The sequence below is a fragment of the Variovorax sp. FG153 genome (assembly GCF_057809595.1).
Map to the genome: position 1 here is coordinate 327,784 of NZ_JBMDKG010000001.1, position 23,227 is coordinate 351,010.

Genomic DNA, 23,227 nt, shown 5'->3' on the forward strand with positions numbered 1-23,227 from the left:
ATTTCCGGCCGTCAGGGGGTGGCCCTTTTTTGGCCGTAACCCCGGATTGTCGCGCGACCGGGGCCGGGGCTGGCCAATGGGCCCCCGAAACCCTGGTGCGGGGGGGTGTCTCAGGCGCCCGGAACCCGAAAATATCCCCGGACCTCAGGGCCATCCCTGCCCGCCGCGGGCCGCCTTGCATCGCACAATGAGGCCCCCATGAGCGCCACCACCGTTTCGGCCGTTCCCCCCCTTGCGCCCACCGATCCGCAGATCCGCGTCCTCGTCGCCGACGACCAGCCCCTGATCCGCCGCGGCATGGCCATGCTGCTGGACGCTGCATCCGACATCCAGGTGGTCGGCCAGGCCGCCGACGGCATGGAGGTGGTTGAGCTGGCGCGGCGCCTGCTGCCCGACGTGGTGCTGATGGACCTGCGCATGCCGCGCCAGAGCGGCGTGCTGGCCACGCGCGAGATCACGGCCGCGCTGCCGCGTACCCGCGTGATGGTGCTGACCACCTTCGACCGCGACGACCTGGTGTTCGACGCGGTGCGCGCCGGCGCGCAGGCCTACCTGCTCAAGGACGCCTCGGAGGACGAGGTGCTGGACACGGTGCGCGCGGTGCATCGCGGCGAGTCGCGCATGACGCCGCAGATCGCGCGCAAGGTGATGGACCAGTTCCGGCTGCTGGCCAACCACGTGGCGCAGGACGTGGCGGCGGAAGACCCGCCGGCCTGCGCCGAGCCCGAGTCGGCCGAAGTGCAGGAGGCGCCCGACCCCCTGACCGAGCGCGAGGCCGTGGTGCTCGACCTGATCGCCAAGGGCCAGAGCAACCGTCAGATCGCGGCGGCGCTGAACCTGGCCGAAGGCACGGTGAAGAACCACGCGAGCCGCATCATGCAGAAGCTTCACGCGAACACGCGCACCGAACTGGCGGTGCTCGTGCTCGCGCGAAGAAAACAGCCCTGAGAAAAAAAAGACGCCGGGTCGTGCCCGGCGTCGTTCATCCGCTCATTCGCTGAAGCGGGTCATTCGCTCAATCCGAAGCGTCCATGCTTGCCCGCGGGATTCGCGGACGAGGCCTCGACGTGCGCCTTGAGCATCGGCCGCAGCGCCACGATGGCCAGGAAGGCTGCGAACAGGTCCAGTCCCGCCACGGTGTAGAGCACGGTCGACCAGGTGCCGGTGGCTTCCATCATCAGGTTGCCGATGGGCACGAACAGCGCGCCGATGCCCTTGGCGCAGTACAGCACGCCGTAGATCTTGCCGATGTGCTTGGTGCCGAAGGCGTCGCCGGCCAGTGCGGAGAACAGCGAATAGACCTCGCCCCAGGCCAGGAACACCACGCCCGACAGGATCAGGAAGGCCCACGGGTTGTGGCCGAAGTAGCCCAGCGCGATGATGCCGATGCCTTCGAGCGTGAAGGCGATCACCATGGTCTTCTCGCGGCCGATGTGGTCGGAGATCCAGCCGAACAGGGGGCGCGAGATGCCGTTCATCACGCGGTCGAGCATCAGCGCCAGCGGCAGCGCGGCCATGACGAAGAAGTAGAGGTCGACCTTGAACTCCTTCACGCCCAGATCCTGCGCGATCACGCCCAGTTGCGCCACGGCCATCATGCCGCCGGTGACCACGCACGAGAACATGAGCAGCATCAGCCAGAACAGGCGGGTGTTGAGCGCCTCCTTCAGCGTGTAGTCGCGGCGGCTCTGGGTGAGCTTGGCCGAGGCGCGGATCTCGTGCGCCTTCGGGGCCCGCAGAAACCACGCGGCCAGGAAGGCCAGCGAACCCTGCATCACGCCGAAGAAGAAGAAGGCTTCCTGGAATCCCGACGACTCGATCATCGCGGCGATCGGCAGGATGGTCGCGGCCGAGCCGGCGCCGTAGCCGCCGGCGGTCAGGCCCACGGCCAGGCCGCGGCGGTCGGGGAACCACTTGAGCGCGTTGTTGATGCAGGTGGCGTAGATCGATCCCACGCCGATGCCGCCGACGGCCGCGCCGATGTAGAAGCCCAGCAGCGTGGTCGCCTGCGAGTTGATGACCCAGGCCGCGCCGATGAAGACCGCGCCGAAGGCCACGATCAGCCGTGGCCCGAACTTGTCGATGAAGTAGCCCTCGATCGGCGCCAGCCAGGTCTGGACCAGCACGAAGATGGTGAAGGCGATCTGGATCGAGGCGCGTTCCCAGCCGAAGGACTTCTGGATCTCGGGCACGAACAGCGTCCACGCGTACTGGATGTTCGCGGTTGCGATCATGCAGACGATGCCGACGACCAGCTGCGTCCAGCGGCTGGCGTACCAGCGTACCGGGACGCCGGCGGAGGCGCCGACGGCCGGCGAGAGGGATGTGGGGGTGCTCATTGTCGAATGTCTCCTTGGCAGGTCACGCCGATCGCGTCGCGGCGCTGTCGAACTGGGTGGATGTGGCGCATCTCTCGACACGCTGCGCGATGGACGCAACTGTCGTCTCGAAAATAACTGCTCGCGCCTGCCGGAAGTCACGCCGCGACCCGAGGAAAACCCCGAGATATCAGGGTAAGTGCCCATACCGAAAGTCATGGGCTGACGCGCCACGGGTCCTTTGCGACAATGCGCCGCCCATGACCGCGCGCCCCCCTTCCGCCTCGCCGGCCTCGACCGCTCGATGAGCCTGCTGCAGCGCATCGACCCCCGGCGCAGCCTCGCCGCCGCGATCGGCTGGCTGATGATCGCGCTGGCCATCTGCCTGGCGCTGGCGGCCAATCTCTGGCTGCGCAGCTTCGTGCGCTCGACCCTGCTCGAGGTGCACTCGCAGCGGCTGGAGACGGCCGGCGAGCACGTCAGCGCCGAGCTCGATACCGCGATGCTGTTGCGCCTGCAGTCGGTGAGCGTGGTGGCCTCGATCCTGTCGCAGGACGTGCAGGGCGACGATGCCGCGTGGCGGCAGCGCTCGCTCGAGGCGGTGCACCGTGGCGTGCCGGACCTGATCTGGCTGGCGCTGACCGATGCGGACGGCTTCATCGTCGCCGCCACCGACAGCCAGGTGGTGGGCCAGAACGTCAACCAGCATGCGTGGATCTCGCAGGGGCTGGCCGACGCGTGGATCGAGGAGGGCCGCTCGCCGGGCGAGCATTTCCTCAAGCTCAGCGCGCCGGTGAGCAATGCCGATGGCGCCATCGTCGGCGTGGTCGCGGCGCAGCTCAGTTGGCAGTGGGTGGACCACACGGTGTCCGGCATCAAGGCCTCGCCGGGCGAGTGGCTGCTGATCGACCGCGACGGCATGGTGCGCCACGGCCCGGCGGCCCTGCTCGGCACGCGCTGGCGCGAGAGCGGCGACCTGGCCGCGCCCTTCGACCCGACGGTCGCGGGCCTGGGCACCGATGGCGCCGACCTGCCGGCGCGCATCCGGGTGCGGCGGCTGGTCGACAACAAGCCCTTCCTGGTGGCGGCGCCGCGCACCGAGCGCGACGGCACCTTGCGGCGCCTGGGCTGGCGCGTGGTGGTGGTGGAGCCGGTGGCGTCGCTGGCTTCGTTCGCGACCGCCATCGAATGGCGCATCACGCTGGTGCTCAGCATGCTGGGCCTGTGCGCCGCGGTGGTCGGCGTGGCGATGACGCACCGCCTGACCCATCGCGTGAGCGCGATCGCGAGCTCGGCCGATGCGGTGCTCGCCGGCAGCGCCTCGCGCATCGAGGTGCCCGAGGGCGCCGACGAGGCGGCGCGCCTGGGCACCGCGCTCGACCGGCTGCTCGACACCCTGCAGCGCGAGCGCGACGAACTGCGCCTGCTCAACGCGGAACTCGACGAGCGCGTGCGCCAGCGCACCATGGAGATCAGCCGGCTGGCGCAGGAGTCGCGCGAGTCCGCCGTGATGCGCGAGCGCCTGCGCATGGCGCGCGACCTGCACGACACGCTGGCGCATTCGATGATGGCCATGCTCACCGAGATCCGCGTGCTCAAGCACATCGCGACCGCGCAGCCGCAGCAGCTGCCCGACGAGCTGATGCGCGCCGAACAGGCCGCGCGCGAGGGCCTGGCCGAGGCGCGCCGCGCCATCGACCAGCTGCGCAGCAACCCGGTGCGCGACATCGGGCTGGGCGCGGCGCTGACCGAGCTGGCCAGGGGCACCAGCGAGCGCACGGGCATCGCCGTGGACTGCGAGCTCGCGCCCGGGCTGCCGGCGCTGGCCGCCGAGCCCGCGGAAACGGTCTACCGCATGTGCGAGGAGCTGCTGCGCAATGTCGAGCGGCACGCGGGCGCGCGGCATCTGGGCCTGCGCCTGCGGCGTGCCGACCCCGGCGTTCTGCACCTGGAGATCGCGGACGATGGCGTGGGCTTCGACAGCCGGGCCATCGCGCCCGGGCACTACGGGCTGGTCGGCTTGCGCGAGCAGGCCGAGGCGATGGGTGTGCGGCTGGACATCGACAGCCGGCCCGGGCAGGGCACGCGCGTGAGCCTGCGCTGGGCCGCGCCCGGCTACGCGCCGATCGTCTGAGCGTCGGCCCGCGGCATCGACGATCGCGCCTGCGCCATCTGCCGCGCCGCGATGTAGCCGAAGGTCATCGCCGGCCCGATGCTGCTGCCACCGCCCGGATAGCGTCCGCGCATGATGGAGTTCATGTCGAGCCCCGCCGCGTAGAGCCCCTCGATCGGTACGCCCCGTGGCGTCAGCACCCGGGCCTCGGCATCGGTCTCGAGGCCGCCCACCGTGCTGAGATCGCCCGGATGCAGCGCGAGCGCGTAGTAGGGCCCTTCGCCGATCGGCGCCACGCCCGGATTGGGCGCATGCGTCTGGTCGCCGCGAAAGCGCGAGTGCGCGTCGGCGCCCTTGCCGAACTCCGGGTCCTCGCCGCGCGCCGCGCCTTCGTTGAAGCGCCGCACCGTGGCCTCGAGTTCGCCCGGATCGATCTGGAGCCGCCCGGCCAGCTGCGCCAGCGTCGGCGCCTCGACCAGGTAGCCCGCCTCGATCAGCGAGCGCGCGCTGAAGGGCGCGGGCCGCGCGAGGCCCAGCCCGTAGCGGCGCAGGAAGTCGCGGTTGGCGATCAGGTGCGCGGTGGTGATGCCCCGCCGGTGCATCGTGCCCACGAAGGTCTGGTACGACCCGCCCTCGTTGACGAAGCGCCGCCCATCGGGCCCCACGGCGATGCAGCCGGGCATGGCGCGGTCGATGAAGATGTGCGGATACCTGACGATGCCGCCGTCGGGCTTGCGCAGCACCGACACCGGCGTCCAGATGCAGTCGCCCGCATGGGCCGGGTCGTGCAGCCCGCCGGCCGCCACGCCGAGGCGCACGCCGTCGCCGACGTTGCCCTCGGGCTGCAGCGAATGGTGGTGCTCGGCGAACGGAATGTGCTTGCGGCGCATCGCCTCGCTCGCGCCATAGCCGCCGGTGGCCAGCAGCACGCCGCGCCGCGCGAGCACCTGCTTGCGGCGGCCCTCGCGCTCGATCTCCACGCCGGTCACGCGGCCGTCTTCCATGGCCAGTTCGAGCGCGGGCGTGTTCTTCCACAAAGTCACGCCGGCCTGGATCGCCGAATGGAACAGCCGCGCGGCCAGCGCGTTGCCGTTGACGATGCGCGTGCCGCGCCCGTAGCGCAGCCGGTCGGCGACGAAGCGCCGCATCACGCGCGCGGTGTGGCGAAAACCAGCCCAGGTCTTGAGCGCATGGCGCATCGGGTGGATGTCGGCGCCCTCGATCTGCATGCTGCCGAACAGCATCAGTTGCGGCAGCGGCATGCGCAGGTCGGCCAGGCGGTGGCCCAGCAGCCGGCCGTCGAAGGCCTGGGTCAGCAGCGAGCGGCTGCGCGCGGCGCCCGGCAGGTCCGATTCGTAGTCGGGCAGCGGAAAGGGCTTGAAGCGCACCTCGGAGTGCCGCTCCATGAAGGCCAGCATCTCGGGCGCGTGGTCGAGGTAGCTCGCGACGAGGTCGTCGCGGTAGGCCTCGCCGAGCACGGCGCGCAGGTAGGTCTCGGCGGCCGCGCGCGAATCGTCGAGGCCGATCTGCTTCATCACGTGGTTGCACGGAATCCACGGCGCGCCGCCCGAGTAGGCGGTGGTGCCGCCGAACAGCGCGGTTTTCTCGACCACCAGCACCTCCAGGCCCAGCTGGCGCGCGGTGATGGCGGCGGTGAGCCCGGCCGCGCCGCTGCCGATGATGACGACGTCGGTTTCGATCATGGGGAACCTCCGGGAAACGATGGGAAGAATGAAGATCAGTCGATCGCGAGCACGACGTTGCCCAGCACCTCGCCGCGCTCGACCAGCTCGTGCGCGCGCACGATCTCCTCGAGCGGCAGCAACTGGCCGATGGTGTGCAGCAGCAGGTCGTCCTCGAGCAGCGGCAGCAGTTCGCGCAGGCAGGCCTCGCGCTCGCTGGGCGCGATCTCGTAGATGGTGAAGAAGCGCAGTTCGGCGCTCTTCTGCATCAGCACCACGGCCGGCAGCACGGCGTCCATGCCGGTCGTGCCGTAGACCACGACGCGCGCGCCGGGCTTCAGCAGCTTGGGGTAATGCGCCGCGTTGTTCGCGAGGTCGACCTCGATCACGCGGTCCACGCCCGCGCCGCCCGTGAGGGCCTGCACGCTGTCGCCGAGGTCCTGCTCGCGGTAGTCCACGACATGGTCGGCACCGGCCGCGACCGCGTGCGCGGCCTTGCGCGCCGAACTCACGCTGGCGATGACCTCCGCGCCGCGCAGCTTCGCGAACTGGATCGCATAGTGGCCCACCGACCCGGCGCCGCCGGCCACCAGCACGCGCTGGCCGGGTCCGCATTCGGACAGGCGCACCGCATGCAGCGCGGTGAAGGCGGGAATGCCCAGGCAGGCGCCCTCGGCGAAGCCCAGCGCGGCCGGCAGCGGCACGGCCTGCGCGGACGGCAGCGCGACGTAGTCGGCCGCGGTGCCGAAGGCGCGCCGCCACTGGGCGTTCCAGGTCCACACGCGTTCGCCGATGCGCGCGGCGGGCACGCCATCGCCCACCGCATCGATCACGCCGGCGCCGTCGCTGTGCGGAACGATCAGCGGCGCCACCAGCGCGCGACCGCCGCCGCCGCGCCGCATCTTCCAGTCGGAGGGGTTCACGCCCGAGCTGCGAAGCCGCACCCGTACCTCGCCCGGGCCGGGCTCGGGCCGCGGCTGCTCGCCGACGCGGATCACCTCGGCCGCTTCGCCCTGGCGCGTATAGAAGGCGGCGCGCATCGTGCTCATGCCTCGCTGCCCGCGACGACGCCGCGCCGCTTGAGCTCGGCGATCTGCGCGGGCGTGAGGCCGATCTCGGCGAGCACCGCGTCGGTGTCCTGCCCGAGGCGCGGCGCATTGCGCCGCTGCGCGCCGGGCGTGCGCGAGAGCTTGGGCACGATGCCGGGCACCTGCAGCGCATCGCCGTCGCCCATGGCGATGGTCTGCAGCATGCCGCGCGCGAGATAGTGCGGATCGGCCGTGATGTCGGCCACCGAATAGATGCGCCCGGCCGGCACCGAGGCCGCGTCGAGCCGCGCGAGCACCTCGGCCACCTCGTGCCGCGCGGTCCAGGCGCCGATGGCGGCATCGAGCTCGGCCACGCGCGCGACGCGGCCGGCGTTGTCGGCCAGCGCCGGATCGGCCGCGAGATCGGGTCGCTCGATCGTGGTCATGAGCCGGCGGAAGATGCTGTCGCCGTTGCCCGCGATCAGCGCATAGCCGCCGTCGCCGCAGAGGTAGGCATTGCTCGGCGCGATGCCGGGCAGGGCGCTGCCGGCCGCGCCGCGCACCGCGCCGAAGGCGCTGTACTCGGGCAGCAGGCTCTCCATGCAGTTGAAGACCGCCTCGTAGAGCGCCACGTCGATCACCTGACCGCGGCCAGAGCGCTGGCGCTCCTGCAGCGCCATCAGGATGCCGATCACGCCATGCAGCGCGGCCAGCGTGTCGCCCAGCGAGATGCCCACGCGCACCGGCACCCGGCCGGGTTCGGCCGTGAGATGGCGCAGCCCGCCCATGGCCTCGGCCACCACGCCGAAGCCGGGGCGGTCGCGGTAGGGGCCGGTCTGGCCGTAGCCGCTCACGCGCAGCACGATCAGCCGCGGGTTGGCCTCGAGCAGCGCCTCGGGACCGAGCCCCCAGCCCTCGAGCGCGCCGGGGCGGAAGTTCTCGATCAGCACGTCCGACTCGGCGGCCAGCCGGCGCACGATGGCCTGCGCCTCGCTGTCCCGCAGATCGAGCGCGATCGAGCGCTTGTTGCGCGACTGCACCTGCCACCAGACCGAGGTGCCGTCCTTCAGCAGCCGCCACTTGCGCAGCGGATCGCCGGCGCCGGGCGGCTCGATCTTGACGACCTCGGCGCCGAAGTCGCCGAGCGTCTTGGCGGCGAAGGGGCCCGCGATCAGCTGGCCCATCTCGAGCACCTTCAGGCCCGCGAGCGGACCGTGCGCTTCGCTGCCCGCCGTCATGCCGGCACGATGCGCATCGGCAGCCGGTCGAGCGTGCGCATCTGGTTGATCGGCCGGTAGCTGGCCGGCGCCGTGAGTTCCATGCGCGCCACGCGGCGGCTCAGCGCGCCGATCAGCGCCTCCGATTCCTGGCGCGCGAGCATCTGGCCGATGCAGGCATGGATGCCGTTGCCCAGCGCCACGTGGCTGCCCGCGAGCGCGGGGCGGTCGACGTCGAAGCGCTCGGGCTCGGGAAACTGGCGCGGGTCGCGGTTGGCCGCACCCATGAACACGCCGATCTTGGTGTCGGGGGCCAGGCGCACGCCCGAGAGCTCGGTCTCGCCGCGCGTGGTGCGGTAGGTGACCTGGAACGGCGTCTCGTGCCGGATGCCTTCCTCGAACGCGGCCTTGACCTTGGCCGGCTCGGCGCGCACGCGCTCCCACTGCGCCGGGTTCTTCGCGAGCTGGTGCAGCGTGAAGCCGATGCCGGCGATGGTCGAGTCGGTGCCGCCGCCCACGAAGCTGCGCACCACGTTCGAGGCGATGCCTTCGTCGAGCTCGCCCGCGTCCTCGGCGCGGAACAGCAGCTCGGCGATCGAGTCGGGAATCACGCCCTGGCGCGACACGCTCTCCTCGAACCATGCGAGGTAGGGCTGCGCGGCCTGCATCGCGCGCTCGTAGAGCGCGTTGCGCGGCCCGCTCTGGTTGAAGCGCATCTCGCCGATGGCCAGGGTCTCGGTGCGTGGCAGGCGCACGCCCACCGCGGCCGGAAAGGCCTCGAGCACGAAGCGCTCGGCGCAGTCTTCCACGCCGTCGAACTCGCGCTGCTCCAGCAGCCGATCGACCAGGGCCTCGGCCTTGCGATCGAAGCCTTCCTTCCAGCGCCGGATCACGAGCGGCGACAGCAGGCGCGTGACCACCGAGCGGATCTTCGTGTGATCGGGCGGGTCGGCCTCGAGCAGCCGGCTCGGGATGCGGAACTCGCCGGGCTTGCGGATGTCCTGGATGCCGATGCCGCCCGCGTTGGTGAAGCGCGCATGGTCGGCCAGCACCGTCTTGGCCTCGGCATGGCGGCCCACGGCATAGATGCCGTGCGGCGCGATGTAGGCCACGGGACCGGCTTCGCGCAGCGCCTCGTGGAACGGATAGGGATCGAGCAGCACCTCGATCGCGTACGGGTCGATGTCCAGCACGGGCGCGTCGCGCAGCGCGACGGGTTCGGCGGTGGTGGTCATGCAGGGGCTCCTGGCGTGGGGGAATGCATCGAGTCTCGATGCGCTCCCGCCGCTCGTCAGTCCCCTTGACGGGGACGGCGCGGGCTCATTGCGCGCTTGCGTCCCCGGCAAGGGGACAGACGCCGCGCGCTCCGCTTGATGTACTCGCGCCGGCTCGAAGAACGACCATCCCCCGGAACCAGGAGACACACACATGCGCGCTTCCCTGCTAGCCCTCGTGGCCTGCACCGCCTTCGCGACCGCGGCGACGGCACAGGCCCAGAAGACCTATGGCCCCGGTGCCAGCGACACCGAGATCAAGCTCGGCCAGACCGTGGCCTACAGCGGCCCCGGCTCGGCCTATTCGATGGTGGGCCGCATGTCGGTGGCCTACTTCAAGATGCTCAACGAGACCAGGGGCGGGGTCAACGGGCGCAAGATCAACCTGCTGTCGGTCGACGATGCCTACAGCCCGCCCAAGACCGTGGAGGGCACGCGCAAGCTGGTCGAGTCCGACCAGGTGCTGGCGCTGGTCAACTCCATGGGCACGGCCTCGCAGACCTCGGTGCAGAAGTACCTCAACGGCAAGAAGGTGCCGCAGGTGTTCTTCTATGCCTCGAGCCCGAACCTGCACGATTCGGCCACCACGCCGTGGACCGTGCCCTTCTCCTTTGCCTACGACATCGAGGGTTCGATCTACGGCAAGTACCTCGCCGAGTCCAAGCCCAACGCGAAGATCGGCGTGCTCTACCAGAACGACGACGTGGGCAAGTCCTACATGCGCGGTTTCCGCAAGGCGCTCGGCGCGAAGCAGTCGAACATCGTGAAGGAGGTGAGCCAGGAGATGAGCGACCCGACCGTCGACTCGCAGATCCTGCAGCTGCAGGCCTCGGGCGCCGAGGTGCTGGTGGCCTTCACCTCGAACAAGGCGCAGGCGCAGGCGATCCGCAAGACGGCGGCGATCGGCTGGAAGCCGTTCTACATCGTGCCCTACGTGTCGAGCTCGATCAGCGGCGTGCTGACCCCGGCCGGCCTCGACAATTCGGTGGGGCTGGTGTCGAGCTACTGGTTCAAGACGCCGTCGGACCCGACCTGGAACAACGACAAGGCGATGCAGGAGTACCTGGCCTTCTTCAAGAAGTACCTGCCCAACGACGATCCGGGCGACACCACCTCGGTCTACACCTACATGGGCGCGCAGCTCACGGCGCTGGTGCTCGAGCGCTGTGGCGACAACCTCACGCGCGAGAACTTCCTCAAGCAGGTGCAGGGGCTCAAGGACATCGAACTGGGCATGCTGCTGCCCGGCATGAAGATCAACTTCCGCGCCGACGACTACTACCCGATCCGGCAGGCGCGGCTCGCACAGTTCGATGGCAAGTCATGGAAGCCCATGACTGAACTGATCACCATCGAGCGCTGACAAGGTGTGAATAAACCTGCTGCGCGCCCCGATCTCGCACCTGCGGTCCTCACCGTACAAGGTACGGCTCCGGTCCTCGGCGCGACCTCGGGGCGCTCGCTACGGTTTCTTCACACCTTGCAACACGCGCGGTGTCAGGGCCGCGGCTGGCGCTCGATGCTGAGTTCGCGCCGGCAGCTCATGTCGGCCATGCGGATCGCCTGCGGCGCGCTGTCCATCGAGCGGCCCGTGGGCTCGAGCGCGCCCCACTGGTTGCGCGCGAGCTCCACGCCATAGCGCATCTCCCAGCGCTTGCCGATGATCCGCTCCATGCAGTGCTCCGCATCCGCATAGCGTTCGGCCATCTCCATCGCGTCGGCGGGTTCGGCCCGCACGGCGGCGGTGGCAAGCAGCGAACACAGGAGGAGGGCGGAGCGTGCGGGGAAGCGAAGGAGCATGGTGGATGCGAAAGAGGGGATTGAAGGAAAGTCGCGGATTTTAACGACCGGCCCGCGCACGATGCCGGCTGTTACAAGACGGCGGCCCGCGGCCTCAGTCGCGCAGGCTGCTCGCCAGCCGCACCACCTCGGCCAGGGTCGCGAGCTGCCCGGCGTGTTCGGTCGCGAGCCGCGCGAGCTTCTTGCGGCCCGCGGGCAGCAGGTGCACCTCCACCTGGCGCCGGTCGACGGCGCTGGGCTTGCGCACGACCAGGCCCGCTTCCTCGCAGCGCGACACCAGCGCCACCACGCCGTGCGGCTGCGCCTGCAGGCGTTCCGCCAGCTCGCCGATCGAGGCCCAGTCGCGGCCCGGAAAGCCCTGCGTGTGCAGCAGCAGCTGGTATTGCAGCGCGGTGATGCCTTCCTCGCGCGCGGCGTCCTCGCTGAAGCGCAGGAAGCTGCGCAGCGTGTAGCGGAAATCGGAGAGGGCTTCGAAGCGCTGCTTCTGGAGCGGGCTGGAGGAAGTCGGCATGGGCGGGATCGGCAAAGGAGACCGCAATGTATCAGCCGTTGCGCGGGCCCAGAGGGTAATCACTCATGCTGTGACATAAAACATGTCATAGCATGATGAAACTGATCGGAAGCTGACCGCGAGGCGGCGACCGGTTCTTCCGCGCGAACGCCCCGGCGTCCGTTGTCGACAACACCCCCGCTTCGCCCCACCCGCGTCCTTCGGCGCGGAAGGTCGCGGCGTTCCCTCCTCCTCATCCATGAAGATCAAGAGCCAGAAGGACTTTCTGTCTGGAATCATGTTCATCTGCGTCGGCGCGGCCTTCGCGATCGGTGCCACCAACTACACCATCGGCAGCGGGGCGCGCATGGGCCCGGGTTACTTCCCGCTCGTGCTGGGGATCCTGCTGGCGATCGGCGGTGCCGTCGTGCTGGCGGGCTCGCTGCGTTTCGGCGCGGCCGGCGGCGAGCCGGTCGGCCGCATCGCCTGGAAGCCGCTGCTGCTGATCATCGGCGCCAACCTGGTGTTCGGCGTGCTGCTCGGCGGCCTGCCGACCTGGGGCGTGCCGGCCATGGGCCTGATCGCGGCGATCTACGCGCTGGTCGCCGTCGCGAGCGTCGCGGGGCCGCGCTTCTCGATGCGCACCGCGCTGATCCTCGGCACCATCCTCGCGATCGGCAGCTACCTCACCTTCATCGTCGGCCTGAGCCTGCAGTTCCAGGTCTGGCCCACCTTCATCAGCGGCTGAGGACGAGCGCCATGGACCTCATCAACAACCTCTCCATCGGCTTCGCGGCGGCCTTCACGCTGCAGAACCTGGTCTACGCCTTCATCGGCTGCCTGCTCGGTACGCTGATCGGCGTGCTGCCCGGCATCGGCCCCGTCGCGACCATCGCGATGCTGCTGCCCGCGACCTACGCGCTGCCGCCCGTGGCCGCGCTCATCATGCTGGCGGGCATCTACTACGGGTCGCAGTACGGCGGCTCGACCACCGCGATCCTCGTGAACCTGCCCGGGGAGTCCTCCTCGGTCGTGACCGTGATCGACGGCCACCAGATGGCCAGGCAGGGCCGGGGAGGGCCCGCGCTCGCCGCGGCCGGCCTGGGCTCGTTCTTCGCGGGCTGCGTGGGCACGCTGATCCTGGCCGCCTTCGCGCCGCCGCTGACCGAGCTGGCCTTCAAGTTCGGCCCGGCCGAGTACTTCTCGCTGATGGTGCTGGGCCTGATCGGCGCGGTGGTGCTGGCCTCGGGCTCGCTGATCAAGGCCATCTGCATGATCATGCTGGGTTTGCTGCTGGGCCTGGTGGGCACCGACGTGAACTCGGGCGTGGCGCGCTTCAGCTTCGACATTCCCGAGCTCACCGACGGCATCAGCTTCATCGCCATCGCGATGGGCATCTTCGGCTACGGCGAGATCATCGCGAACCTCTCGCAACCCGAGGAGGAGCGCGAGGTCTTCACGGCGAAGCTGCACGGCCTCATGCCCACCAAGGAAGACTTCCGCAACATGTTTCCGGCCGTGCTGCGCGGCACGGCGCTCGGCTGCTCGCTGGGCATCCTGCCCGGCGGCGGCTCGCTGCTGTCGGCCTTCGCTTCCTACACGCTCGAGAAGAAGCTCAGCCTCAAGCCAGGCGAGATTCCCTTCGGCAAGGGCAATATCCGCGGCGTGGCCGGCCCCGAGTCGGCCAACAATGCCGGTGCCCAGGCCTCGTTCATTCCGCTCCTGACGCTCGGCATTCCGGGCAACCCGGTGATGGCGCTGATGGTGGGCGCGATGACGATCCACAACATCCAGCCGGGCCCGCAGGTCATGACCAGCAACCCCGAACTGTTCTGGGGGCTGATCGCCTCGATGTGGATCGGCAACCTGATGCTGATCGTGTTGAACCTGCCGATGATCGGCATCTGGATCAAGCTGCTGTCGATCCCCTACCGCTGGCTGTTCCCGGCCATCGTGCTGTTCTGCGCGATCGGCGTGTACTCGACCAACAACAACACCTTCGACGTCTGGATGGTGGGCTTCTTCGGCATCGTCGGCTACGCCTTCCTGAAGCTGGGCTGTGAGCCCGCGCCGCTGCTGCTGGGCCTGATCCTCGGGCCGATGATGGAAGAGAACCTGCGGCGCGCGCTGCTGCTGTCGCGTGGCGACTGGAGCGTGTTCGCGACGCGGCCGATCTCGGCCGGGCTGCTGATCGGCGCGGCGCTGCTGCTGGTGATCGTGCTGTCGCCGGCGGTGCGCTCGAAGCGCGAGGAGGCGTTCGTCGAGGAGGGGTGAGTCCGCCGGGCGCCTGGCGTCAGCGCGGCGCCGGCACATAGAACGAAGCGCTGGCCTGCACCAGCAGCTTCTCGCCGCAGACCACGTCGCATTCGCCGAAGCGAACCCGTCCATGCCCCTTCACGAGCCGCACATGCGCTTCGATCCAGTCGCCGACCTGCGCCCCCGCGATGTAGTTCAGCGTCAGGTTGACGGTCAGCGTGGTGTCGACCGACGAGCCGGCGCCCGTGCGCGCGAGGTTGGCGCCGATGGCCGTGTCCGCCAGCGTGGCCAGCAGGCCGCCGTGCACCACGCCATAGCGGTTCGCATGCTGCGCGCCCGCCCGCAACGCCAGCACGAACTCGCGCGACTCCTTGCGATGCGGCCGCATGTAGAGCGGGCCCACGTGCACGAGAAATCCCTCGTCGAGGTCGGAGGGTAAGAAGCCTTGGGGAACCGTTGAGTCGATGCGCATGGCGCGATGGTGCGATCGACCGTGCCGCCGGCGACTCAGGGTTTCTGACATGTTCACATAGTGAACGATGCACCGCTTTTCCGCCGGTGAAGCCTGGCCGGATGTCCACACTCTGCACGCGATCAACACAAAGCGGAGACAAGCATGAGTGGACTTTCAAGGCAATCGACGGGCCGTCGCCAATGGCTGATGGCGATGGCGCTGGGCCTCGGCCTGGCCGGAACCGCCGTGGCTCAGACCACGGTCAAACTGGGTTGCGTACTACCGCTCAGCGGTGGGTCGGCCGCCGTTGGAAACCAGACGCGCGCCGGCGTCATCGCGGCCGTGGAGCAGGTCAACGCGGCCGGTGGCATCAAGTCGCTGGGCGGCGCCAAGCTGCAGGCCATCTTCGGCGACTCGCAATCCAAGGCCGACGTGGGGGTCTCGGAAACCGAGCGGCTGATCCAGCGCGAGAACGTCGCGGTGCTGTGCGGCGCGTTCAACAGCGCCGTCACCTTCCCCGCCACCGAACTGGCCGAGCGCAACAAGACCCCCTGGGTTGCCGTGGGCGCGGTCAAGGACGAGATCACCGAGCGCAATTTCAAGTACGTGTTCCGCATCAACAACAAGGCCACCTACGATGCGCGGGAGCAGCTCGAGGCCATGGCGCTCCTCGCGAAGGAGACCGGCAAGTCGGTCAAGCGCGTGGCGCTGTTCTATGAAGGCGGCGACTGGGGCCGCTCGCATGTCGCCAACGTGCGCAAGATGGCGGCCTCGTACGGGCTGGAGATCGTGCTCGACGAGCCCGCGCCGCCGAACCAGGTCGACTTCACCTCGCAGCTGCTGAAGATCCGCGCCGCCAAGCCCGACGCACTGATCCTCGCGCTGTACACGCCCGACCAGTTGCTCTTCACGCGGCAGCTGGCCGAACAGCGGCTGGACCTTCCGTTCGGCGTGCATTCGGCGGGGGGCGGCACCGAGGACCCGAGCTTCTACGCGACGGTCGCACCGAAGTCGGTGGCCTACTACTTCGTGCAGGAGGACTGGCAGGTCGACGCGCTCGAAGTGAACAAGGATCCGTTGCTGCACGCGGCGGACAAGCGCACGCGCGAACTGCTCGGCTATGGCATGAGCGCCTACGTCTCGCAGGGCCTGTCGGCGGTCTACGTGATCGCCGATGCACTCGAGCGCGGCAAGAGCGCCGAGCGCCAGGCGCTGCGGGATGCGCTGTCCGCGACGGACATCAGCGCCGGGCCCGCGCTGTTCCCCGGCTATCAGCGCATCAAGTTCGACGAGCAGGGCCAGAACACCTTCGCCCACGGCGTCATCTCCGAGAACATCGACGGCAAGCGCCGCACGGTGTGGCCGCTGGCCAACCGGGCGGCGGGCACCAAGCCCGTCTGGCCCGTTCCGGGCTGGGCGCAGCGCGCGAACAACTGAGCCCCTCGTTCTCCTGCACGCCTCCCTGGCGCGAGTCAGGGCGGGGAGCGCGTGCGCGGAGAAGTTCGTCCGACATCTCCTGAGGTCTCCCCATGGACTGGTTTGTACTTGGCTATGCCGCCATCAACGGCATCCTGGTCGGCGCGATGCTGGGCGGCATCGCCCTCGGCCTGAGCCTGATCTTCGGCGTCATGCGCATCGTCAACTTCGCGCACGGCTCGTTCCTGATGCTGGCGATGTATACGGCCTTCTGGCTGCAGCAGCGCCTGGGGCTCGATCCCTACCTGAGCATCGCCGTGGCGGCACCGGCCATGTTCGCGCTGGGTTATGCGGTGCAGGCGCTGGTGATCGCCCCGCTGGTGCGGCGCGAGCGTGCCCTGGTGGTCGAGCCCATCAGCGCGCTGCTGCTGACCGCCGGCGTCTACATCCTGATCGACAACCTGGCGCTGATGGCCTTCGGCCCCAACGTCCGCTCGGCCAGCTCCGGCATCGCCGTGCAGACGATCATGCTCGGCGAGTTCCCGATCAACACGCTGCGCCTGGTGTCCGCCGCCGTGCCGCTGTTGATGGCGCTGGGCCTGTCGCTGTGGCTGGGCCGCACCGACCTGGGACGGGCGGTGCGCGCCACGGCCTCGAACCGCGACGCGGCCGCCATGTCGGGCATCGACGTGGCCCGCATCTACAACCTGACCTTCGGCCTCGGCTGCGCCACCGTAGCCGTGATGGGCTGCCTGATCGCGCCCTTCATCCCGGTGACGCCGCAGGTCGGACTGGCCTTCGGCATCAAGAGCTTCATCGTCGTGGTGCTGGGCGGCATCGGCAGCATCGCCGGTTCGCTGGTCGGCGGTGTCGTGATCGGCCTCTTCGAATCGGTGGCCTCGCAGTTCGTCGCCACGCCCACGGCCGCGATCTTCTCGCTGGGCCTGTTCATCGTGATCCTGCTGCTGCGGCCCCAGGGGCTGATGGGCAAGAAGGGAGGCGTCTGATGTCCGCCATTCCCTCCGCGCTGGCAGGTTCGGTTCGACCGGCCGCGGCCCGCGGCGTCCATGTCGCCAGGATCGCCCTGGCGGGGTTGCTGCTCGCCGGATTCGCGCTGCCGCTGGCCGTGCACGACGAGTTCTTCCTGCACAGCGCCATCATGGTGCTGTACTTCGCCTACCTGGCCAGTGCCTGGAACCTGATGTGCGGCTACGTGGGGCAGATCTCGTTCGGCCACTCCGTGTTCAGCGGCGTGGGCGGCTACTGCTCGGTGCTGCTGCTCACCGGCCTCGGCCTCTCGCCGTGGATCGGCATGCTGGTCGGCGGTGCGCTGGCGGCGCTGCTGGCCGTGGTCATCGGCTACCCGACCATGCGCCTGCGCGGGCCGTACTTCGCGCTGACCACCATCGCCGTGGCCGAGATCGTGCGCATCTGGGTCGAGAACACCGACCTGGTGATGGGCATCTCGCTCAAGGGTGCCGAAGGCCTGCGCGTTCCGCTGGTCGGCACCGACTGGAGCCTGTTCCAGTTCGAGAGCAAGGTGCCGTACTACTACATCATCCTCGTGCTGGTGGTGGTGATCACGGCCATGACGTGGCTGATGGAACGCAGCCGGCTCGGCGTGTGCCTGAAGGCCATCCGCGGTGATCGCGATGCCGCCGAATCGCTGGGCATCAATCCCACCCGCTACACGCTGAGCGCGTATGCACTGAGCGCGTTCATGACGGCACTCGGCGGCAGCTTCTACGCGCAGTTCATCCGCTTCATCAACCCGGAGCGCAACATGGGCACCGAGCTGTCCATCGACATGGCGCTGATGGCCATCATCGGCGGCCAGGGCACGGTGTTCGGTCCGCTGGTGGGCGCCGCGTTCCTGGCGCCGCTCGCCGAGGTGACGCGCGGCTACCTGGGCGGCCAGTTCATCGGGCTGCACCTCGTGATCTACGGGCTGGTCCTGATCCTGGCCGTGCTGTACCTGCCCAAGGGCCTGTGGGATCCGATCAAGCGGCTGGGGACCTGGCTGCTGCGCGGCAGGAGCACGCGATGAGCACGGGTTCCGACATCCTGCTCTCGGTGCGCGGCATTTCCAAGCGCTACGGCGGCGTGCAGGCCGTGAAGGGCCTGTCCTTCCAGTTGCGGCGCGGCGAGATCCTGGGGCTGCTGGGCCCGAACGGCGCCGGCAAGACCACGGCCTTCAACATGATCGCCGGCTTCGTCGGCGTGGACGAGGGCGAGATCGAGCTCGACGGGCGGAAGATCAGCGGCCGCAAGCCCTGGGACGTCTGTGCCGCGGGGCTGGCGCGCACCTTCCAGCTGTCCAAGCCCTTCGGCGGCATGACGGCGCGCGAGAACCTCGTCGTGGGCAGCCTGGTCAAGACGCGCGACCGCGCGCGCAGCCTGAGCAAGGCCGACGAACTGCTGGACTTCCTCGGCATGTCGGCCCTGGCCTCCACGGATGCCGACAACCTCACCGCATTCGAGCGGCGCAAGGTCGAACTGGGCCGTGCGCTATCGACCGAACCCAGCCTGCTGCTGATGGACGAGGTGGTGGCCGGCGCGACACCGCAGGAAGCCATGGTGATGGTGGAGCTGATCAAGAAGGTGCGCGACCGCGGGGTCACGGTTCTGATCATCGAACACGTGATGAAAGTGATCATGGGCCTGTCCGACCGCGTGATCGTGATGAACCTGGGCGAACTGATCGCCGACGGGCTGCCGGCCGACGTGGTGCGCCAGGACGCGGTGCTCAAGGCCTACTTTGGAGAAGACTATGTCGACGCCGGCGCTTGAGATCCGGGGCCTCGTGGCCGGCTATGGCGACGTGTCGGTGCTGCGCGGGCTGGACCTGTCCATCGCCCCGGGCCGGCTCGTCGCGTTGATCGGCGCCAACGGCGCAGGAAAGACCACGCTGCTGCGCACCATCTCCGGCCTGATCAAGCCGCAGGCCGGCGAGATCCGGCTCGAAGGCTCGCCGCTGCAGGGCCTGGCCCCCTACGAAGTGGTCAGGCAGGGCTTCGTGCAGTCGCCCGAAGGCAAGCAGCTGTTCGGCGGCATGTCGATCCGCGAGAACCTGCTGATCGGCGCGCACAACGCACGTGCGCGCGAGGTTCGCGACCAGACCTTGAAGGAAGTCTTCGCGCTGTTCCCGATCCTGGAAGAGCGCCAGAAGCTCGCGGCCAACACGCTGTCGGGCGGCCAGCAGCAGATGGTGGCGGTGGGCCGCGCGCTGATGGCCAAGCCGCGGCTGCTGGCGCTGGACGAACCTTCGCTGGGCCTGGCGCCCATCATGGTCGACCGGCTCTTCGAGTCGATCCGGCGCATTCGCGACCTCGGCGTCACGGTGCTCGTGATCGAGCAGAACGTCTTCAAGGTGCTGCAGATGGCGGACCACGGCCACGTGCTGGAGAACGGCCGCATCGCCCTGTCGGGCAGCGGTCGGGAACTGCTGGCCGACGGCCACCTGCGCGCCACCTACCTCGGCATTTGAACCACCACGCAAGGAGCACACATTTCATGAACGCGAGACCGAACCCGCCGGACGAGGCGGCCGATGTGCAGAGGCTGCGGGCCAAGGCCCTGGCCCTGCGCCGAAAGATGGTCGTGCAGGCACGCGGCAAGGGCCAGGGCTATCTGGGCCAGGGCCTGGGCATCGCCGACTTCCTGGCCGCGCTCTACTTCCACGAGTTCAGCGCGGACGACCTGGACTTCACGCGCGCCGACCGCAAGCGCTTCTACCTGTCCACCGGCCACTACTCGATCGCGATGTGGGCCGTGCTGGCCGAGGCCGGGCTCATCGACGCGGCCAGCCTGCCCAGCTACGGCGCCGACGGCAGCCCGCTGGAAATGAGCACGATGGAGGGCCATGTGCCCGGCGTGGAGATGACCGGCGGTTCGCTGGGCCACGGCTTGGGCATCGCCACCGGTGCCGCGCTGGGCTACCGGCTGGACGGCCACCAGTCGGCCATCCATGTCGAGCTGTCCGACGGCGAGCTGCAGGAAGGCTCGACCTGGGAAGCAGCCACCGCTGCCGCCAGCTTCGGCCTGGACAGGCTGGTTGCGTGGATCGACTGCAACGGCATCCAGGCCGACGGGCCCATGGTCGTGAACATCGAGCCCGTCGCGGGCCGCTTCGCCGCCTTCGGCTGGGCCGTGCGCGAGATCGACGGCAACGATCTCGCACAGCTGCTGGAAGCCCTGGCCTGGGCGCGCCTGTGCGAGGGCAAACCCAAGGCCGTGGTCATGCGCACCCGCCCCGGCCGCGGCATCCGCCGCATCGAGCAACGCGATCGCGCGCACTTCGTGCGCATCGACGCCGACGAATGGGACGACGTCGCCCGCGAACTGGAGATCGAGAATGCCTGAGACCCTTGTCCCTTCGCGCACGCTCGCGATGAGCGAATCGGAGGCCGTGGTCGGCCGTCCCGCGCAGTTCGCGCCGTTCGCCATCGGAACCCTGAAGGCCGCCGAGCGGCATCCCGAACTCGTGGTGCTGACGGCCGACCTCGGCAAGTACACCGACGTACACGACTTCCGCCACAAGTACCCGCAGCGCTTCTTCAACGTCGGCATGGCCGAACAGGCGCTGGTCATGGCCGCGGCCGGGCTGTCGAAGACCGGCAAGGTCGCCTACTGCACGACCTACGGCACCTTCGCCACGCGGCGCGCCTACGACTTCCTCGCGATCGCCTGCGCGCACAGCGACGAGAACGTGAAGATGTTCGCCGGCAACCCCGGCCTGGCCTCCGGCTATGGCGGCACGCACCAGGCCAACGAGGACCTGGGGTTGATGCGCGCGATCCCGAACATGACGGTGCTCGACCCGTGCGACGCGACCGAGATGGCGCAGATCGCCGAGATGGCCGTGGACATCCCCGGCACCGTCTACAGCCGCCTGCTGCGCGCCAACGTGCCCGTGGTGTTCGATCCCGCGACGCATCGCGTGCGCATCGGCAAGGGCCACGTGGTCGCCGGCGGCAGCGACGTGGGCTTCGTCTCCACCGGATCGATGACCGAGCGCGTCATCGATGCGCAGCGCGAGCTCGCGGCAGGCGGCATCGCCAGTTCGTTGTTCCACACCGCGTCGATCAAGCCCTTCGACGCGGCCGGCCTGGTCGAGTTCGCTGCCTCCGTCAAACGCCTGGTGGTCTGCGAGAACCATGTCGCCAGCGGCGGCCTGGCTTCCCTCGTGATCGACGCGCTGTACGAGGCCGGCCAGCACCGCCCGTTGCTGAAGATCGCGATTCCCGACCAGTTCACCGAATGCGGCTCGCACGCCTATCTGCTGGACAAGTACGGCCTCAGCAAGGCGCGCATCGTCGAACGCGTGACGGCATGGCTGGCATGAGCGCGAACCCGCAGGCGATCCGCGCGTTCGGCGCGGCGCACCGCTACTACCAGGGCCCCGGCGCGCTGGGACTGGTGGGCGATGTGGTGAGCCGCCTGGGCCGCCGGCCCGTGCTGGTGTGCGACGCCATCGTCGCCGGCCTGCTGCGCCCGGCCGTCGATGCGGGTTGCAGCGCGCGAGGCATGGCGGTTCCGTGGCTCGAGGTGCGCGGCGATGTCACGCGCGCCATGGTGCAGGGGCTGGTGCGGCAGGCTCGAGGCACCGACGCGCCGGACGTGGTGCTGGCGGCCGGTGGCGGCAAGGGCGTGGATGCCGGCAAGGCGGTGTCGCGCGAGCTCGGCGCGCGGCTGGTCGTGCTGCCGACCTCGGCCTCCAACGACGGGCCCTGCAGCGAGTCCTTCGTGTACTACGACGATGAGCACCGGATGGAATCGGTCGAGCACCTGCCGCGCAATCCCGATGCGGTGATCGTGGACACCGAGGTGCTGGTGCGCGCGCCGCGTGCATTGCTGGTCTCGGGCATCGGCGACGCGCTGTGCAAGTTGTACGAGGGCGAGCAGGCGCGCCGCGCCCATGGCCTGAACCTGTTCGGCGGGCGCAACACGCTGGCCGCGGCGCAGCTGTCCATCGCCTGCGAACGGGCCATCCGCGAGCACGCCGTGCCGGGGCTGGCCGCGCTGCAGGCCGGTTCGCCCGACATGCATTTCGAGCACCTGACGGAAGCGCTGGTGCTGCTGGCGGGGCTCGCGTTCGAGAACAGCGGCCTGTCGATCGCGCATTCGATGACGCGCGGCCTGACGCGCGTGCCGCGGATAGCCGCGACGCTGCATGGCCAGCAGGTCGGCTACGGACTGCTGGTGCAGTTCATGCTCGAGCGCCGCCCGCAGGACTTCATGCAGCAGCAGTTGGACTTCCATCGTGCGGTCGGCCTGGCGACCAGCCTGCAAGGCTTCGACGTCCCCGCCACCGACGACGTGCTGCGGACGATCGCCGACGGCGCGATGACGGCGCCGCACCTGAAGCATTTCGAGCGGCCGCTGAGCGCGTCGGACTTCGTGGCCGCCATGCGCGGGCTCGAAGCGCTGGCGGACCGGTCCCCTTCGCAATCCCTGGAGAACGCATGACATTGCCCCAAGACGATCGCCTCGCCATCATCACCGGCGGCGGCACCGGGCTGGGCTTGGCCACCGGCCTCGAGCTGCGCCGGCGCCACTGGCGCGTGCTGGCGCTCGGCCTCGACACCGAGCCGGGCCTGGAGGGCTCGGGCATCGAGTTCGAGCGCATGGACATCACCGATGCCGAGGCGCTGGGCGCGGTGGCTCGGCGCACGCCAAGGCTGCACCTGCTGGTCAATGCGGCCGGCATCATCCTGCACGACGAGCGCGAGCACACGGTGGAAGGCTTCCGGCGCGTGGTCGACGTGAACCTGCACGGCACCCAGCTGGCGTGCACGCTGCTGCGCCCCGCGCTGGCCGCCGCTGGCGGCAGCATCCTGAACTTCGCGTCGATGTGGAGCCGCTTCGGCTCGGGCCGCAATCCGGGCTACTCGGCCAGCAAGGGGGCGGTCGAGGCGCTGACACGCGCGCTGGCGGTCGCCTACGCGGCGCAGGGCGTGCGCGTGAATGCCATCGCGCCCGGCTGGATCGACACTCGCATGTCGGTCAATGCCTTCAGCGATCCGGAGCGCGCCGGCCCCATCCTGAAGCGCCTGCCGGCGGGCCATTGGGGCCAGCCGGGCGACATCGCCAAGGCGGCGGCCTTCCTCGCATCGGACGACGCCGGCTACATCACCGGCGTGACGCTGCCGGTCGATGGCGGCTACAGCATCGCGTGAG

Annotated in this window: 22 protein-coding genes; 14 read left to right on the forward strand and 8 right to left on the reverse strand. The window is 69.5% G+C overall.

Annotation, left to right across the window (positions count from 1 at the left end; genetic code table 11):
• Positions 1–198: 198 nt before the first annotated feature.
• Positions 199–948: a response regulator gene (locus ACODT0_RS01515; RefSeq protein ID WP_422098780.1), complete on the forward strand. Its 750-nt coding sequence runs from the start codon at positions 199–201 to the stop codon at positions 946–948.
• A gap of 59 nt (positions 949–1,007) precedes the next feature.
• On the opposite strand, the gene oxlT is transcribed toward ACODT0_RS01515, so the two are convergent.
• Positions 1,008–2,339: an oxalate/formate MFS antiporter gene (gene oxlT, locus ACODT0_RS01520; protein WP_261206040.1), complete on the reverse strand. Its 1,332-nt coding sequence runs from the start codon at positions 2,337–2,339 to the stop codon at positions 1,008–1,010.
• Between the two features lie 283 nt (positions 2,340–2,622).
• Here oxlT and ACODT0_RS01525 point away from each other — a divergent pair, with 283 nt between their 5' ends.
• The gene (locus ACODT0_RS01525) at positions 2,623–4,452 is read left to right on the forward strand and encodes a histidine kinase (protein ID WP_489040356.1); all 1,830 of its coding nucleotides are present in this window, start codon (positions 2,623–2,625) and stop codon (positions 4,450–4,452) included.
• Here the strand turns inward: ACODT0_RS01525 and ACODT0_RS01530 are convergent.
• The 4 genes from ACODT0_RS01530 to ACODT0_RS01545 are packed head-to-tail and all read right to left on the reverse strand — an operon-like array spanning position 4,434 to position 9,593.
• On the reverse strand, positions 4,434–6,134 hold the full coding sequence (locus ACODT0_RS01530) for an FAD-dependent oxidoreductase (protein WP_489040357.1): 1,701 nt from the start codon (positions 6,132–6,134) through the stop codon (positions 4,434–4,436). The genes ACODT0_RS01525 and ACODT0_RS01530 overlap by 19 nt on opposite strands.
• Before the next feature lie 35 nt (positions 6,135–6,169).
• Positions 6,170–7,162, reverse strand: coding sequence for an NADPH:quinone reductase (locus ACODT0_RS01535; RefSeq protein ID WP_489040358.1), 993 nt, complete (start codon positions 7,160–7,162; stop codon positions 6,170–6,172).
• Positions 7,159–8,379 carry a CaiB/BaiF CoA transferase family protein gene (locus ACODT0_RS01540; protein ID WP_489040359.1) on the reverse strand — a complete coding sequence of 407 codons (1,221 nt, stop codon included), beginning with the start codon at positions 8,377–8,379 and terminating at the stop codon, positions 7,159–7,161. The genes ACODT0_RS01535 and ACODT0_RS01540 overlap by 4 nt, the downstream gene beginning before the upstream one ends.
• Complete coding sequence (locus ACODT0_RS01545) at positions 8,376–9,593, reverse strand: cytochrome P450 (RefSeq protein WP_057593509.1); 1,218 nt, start codon at positions 9,591–9,593, stop codon at positions 8,376–8,378. The genes ACODT0_RS01540 and ACODT0_RS01545 overlap by 4 nt, the downstream gene beginning before the upstream one ends.
• Positions 9,594–9,786: 193 nt before the next feature.
• On the opposite strand from ACODT0_RS01545, the gene ACODT0_RS01550 reads away from it, so the two are divergent.
• The gene (locus ACODT0_RS01550) at positions 9,787–10,995 is read left to right on the forward strand and encodes an ABC transporter substrate-binding protein (RefSeq protein ID WP_057593510.1); all 1,209 of its coding nucleotides are present in this window, start codon (positions 9,787–9,789) and stop codon (positions 10,993–10,995) included.
• Between the two features lie 134 nt (positions 10,996–11,129).
• Here ACODT0_RS01550 and ACODT0_RS01555 read toward each other — a convergent pair whose 3' ends face one another.
• Both ACODT0_RS01555 and ACODT0_RS01560 read right to left on the reverse strand, forming a co-directional pair.
• On the reverse strand, positions 11,130–11,432 hold the full coding sequence (locus tag ACODT0_RS01555; RefSeq protein ID WP_057593514.1) for a hypothetical protein: 303 nt from the start codon (positions 11,430–11,432) through the stop codon (positions 11,130–11,132).
• Positions 11,433–11,526: 94 nt separating this feature from the next.
• Positions 11,527–11,943: a MarR family winged helix-turn-helix transcriptional regulator gene (locus ACODT0_RS01560; protein ID WP_057593515.1), complete on the reverse strand. Its 417-nt coding sequence runs from the start codon at positions 11,941–11,943 to the stop codon at positions 11,527–11,529.
• Between the two features lie 238 nt (positions 11,944–12,181).
• Between ACODT0_RS01560 and ACODT0_RS01565 the strand changes: the two genes are divergently transcribed.
• Together ACODT0_RS01565 and ACODT0_RS01570 are read left to right on the forward strand one after the other, a co-directional pair.
• The gene (locus ACODT0_RS01565; protein ID WP_057593516.1) at positions 12,182–12,670 is read left to right on the forward strand and encodes a tripartite tricarboxylate transporter TctB family protein; all 489 of its coding nucleotides are present in this window, start codon (positions 12,182–12,184) and stop codon (positions 12,668–12,670) included.
• An 11-nt stretch (positions 12,671–12,681) separates the two neighbouring features.
• Positions 12,682–14,196: a tripartite tricarboxylate transporter permease gene (locus ACODT0_RS01570; protein WP_489040360.1), complete on the forward strand. Its 1,515-nt coding sequence runs from the start codon at positions 12,682–12,684 to the stop codon at positions 14,194–14,196.
• A gap of 19 nt (positions 14,197–14,215) precedes the next feature.
• On the opposite strand, the gene ACODT0_RS01575 is transcribed toward ACODT0_RS01570, so the two are convergent.
• On the reverse strand, positions 14,216–14,650 hold the full coding sequence (locus ACODT0_RS01575) for a PaaI family thioesterase (RefSeq protein WP_296726504.1): 435 nt from the start codon (positions 14,648–14,650) through the stop codon (positions 14,216–14,218).
• A gap of 144 nt (positions 14,651–14,794) precedes the next feature.
• Here ACODT0_RS01575 and ACODT0_RS01580 point away from each other — a divergent pair, with 144 nt between their 5' ends.
• The 9 genes from ACODT0_RS01580 (at position 14,795) to ACODT0_RS01620 (ending at position 23,226) form a co-directional block, all read left to right on the forward strand.
• The gene (locus ACODT0_RS01580; protein WP_422098796.1) at positions 14,795–16,069 is read left to right on the forward strand and encodes an ABC transporter substrate-binding protein; all 1,275 of its coding nucleotides are present in this window, start codon (positions 14,795–14,797) and stop codon (positions 16,067–16,069) included.
• A gap of 92 nt (positions 16,070–16,161) precedes the next feature.
• Positions 16,162–17,055: a branched-chain amino acid ABC transporter permease gene (locus ACODT0_RS01585; RefSeq protein ID WP_057593520.1), complete on the forward strand. Its 894-nt coding sequence runs from the start codon at positions 16,162–16,164 to the stop codon at positions 17,053–17,055.
• Entirely contained in the window at positions 17,055–18,095 is a 1,041-nt protein-coding gene (locus ACODT0_RS01590) for a branched-chain amino acid ABC transporter permease (RefSeq protein WP_489040361.1), read from the forward strand. Before ACODT0_RS01585 ends, ACODT0_RS01590 begins: the two co-directional genes overlap by 1 nt.
• On the forward strand, positions 18,092–18,838 hold the full coding sequence (locus ACODT0_RS01595) for an ABC transporter ATP-binding protein (protein WP_057593521.1): 747 nt from the start codon (positions 18,092–18,094) through the stop codon (positions 18,836–18,838). The genes ACODT0_RS01590 and ACODT0_RS01595 overlap by 4 nt, the downstream gene beginning before the upstream one ends.
• Entirely contained in the window at positions 18,819–19,535 is a 717-nt protein-coding gene (locus ACODT0_RS01600) for an ABC transporter ATP-binding protein (RefSeq protein ID WP_489040362.1), read from the forward strand. The genes ACODT0_RS01595 and ACODT0_RS01600 overlap by 20 nt, the downstream gene beginning before the upstream one ends.
• A 26-nt stretch (positions 19,536–19,561) precedes the next feature.
• Positions 19,562–20,410 (forward strand): transketolase, encoded by an 849-nt coding sequence (locus tag ACODT0_RS01605; RefSeq protein WP_057593523.1) that lies wholly within the window; start codon positions 19,562–19,564, stop codon positions 20,408–20,410.
• Positions 20,403–21,392, forward strand: coding sequence for a transketolase family protein (locus ACODT0_RS01610; RefSeq protein ID WP_413765665.1), 990 nt, complete (start codon positions 20,403–20,405; stop codon positions 21,390–21,392). The genes ACODT0_RS01605 and ACODT0_RS01610 overlap by 8 nt, the downstream gene beginning before the upstream one ends.
• Positions 21,389–22,516, forward strand: a complete 1,128-nt coding sequence (locus ACODT0_RS01615) for a glycerol dehydrogenase (RefSeq protein WP_064262128.1) — start codon at positions 21,389–21,391, stop codon at positions 22,514–22,516. Before ACODT0_RS01610 ends, ACODT0_RS01615 begins: the two co-directional genes overlap by 4 nt.
• A complete protein-coding gene (locus tag ACODT0_RS01620; RefSeq protein WP_489040363.1) occupies positions 22,513–23,226 on the forward strand; it encodes an SDR family NAD(P)-dependent oxidoreductase in 714 nt (237 codons plus the stop codon). Before ACODT0_RS01615 ends, ACODT0_RS01620 begins: the two co-directional genes overlap by 4 nt.
• The last annotated feature ends 1 nt before the right edge of the window (position 23,227 follow it).